1 protein-coding gene is annotated in these 603 nt (G+C 65.0%); it reads right to left on the bottom strand.

Annotated features, from left to right (window positions below; genetic code table 11):
• Nucleotides 1-99: 99 nt before the first annotated feature.
• A partial coding sequence (locus SJH88_RS19325; RefSeq protein WP_420921768.1) for a YcjF family protein occupies nucleotides 100-603 on the bottom strand: 504 nt, incomplete at its 5' end.

Genomic DNA, 603 nt, shown 5'->3' with positions numbered 1-603 from the left:
CCACTTGCCACAAAAGGCACTGGGGCATGAAGCCCCAGTCCAAGCACTCAAAAAATGGAAGATGAAAGCTCCTGATTTATTCGTCAAGAACGTGCGTAATCATCCGGGACCCGACAGCTGGCGGCCATCCTGCATCACGTGCTGGTAGGCGTCCTTGAGCATGTCGGTCGACAGCTGGCGCCCGCCCGCGTAGTACTGGTTGGCCACATGCCCCAGGGCATAAGTGCTGGCAAAGCTCATGCCGCTGCTGACGGCCTGCTTGCCCAGGCCGCCGAAGATGCCCTTGCCCGCCTTGCCCAGCAGCCCCCCCAGCAGCTTGCGCCCGGCCTCCTCCAGGTACTGCGAGGTCAGGCCCACGCCCAGCGCGGCCAGCAGGTCCTTGATGTGACCACGGTCCAGCTCGTAGCCATAGCTCTGGCCGATCTGGTAGACCAGACGCATCTGCAGCGGAATGATGGCCAGGGTGGACAGGTTCTCGGGCAGCAGCTCGATGGCGCCGTTCAGGATGGAGGCCTTGAGGATCTTGCTGTCCATCTCGGCGGCCGGCAGCGCGCCGGGGCGGCGTTGTGCCGCCGTGCTGGGCAGGGCGTCGACCGCCGCCGG

The sequence above is a fragment of the Comamonas sp. GCA5 genome, assembly GCF_036541385.1.
GTDB classification, from domain to species: Bacteria; Pseudomonadota; Gammaproteobacteria; order Burkholderiales; family Burkholderiaceae_C; genus Comamonas; species Comamonas aquatica.
Note: the sequence above shows the minus strand (reverse complement) of the source record. Positions and strands in the feature narration are given on the sequence as shown.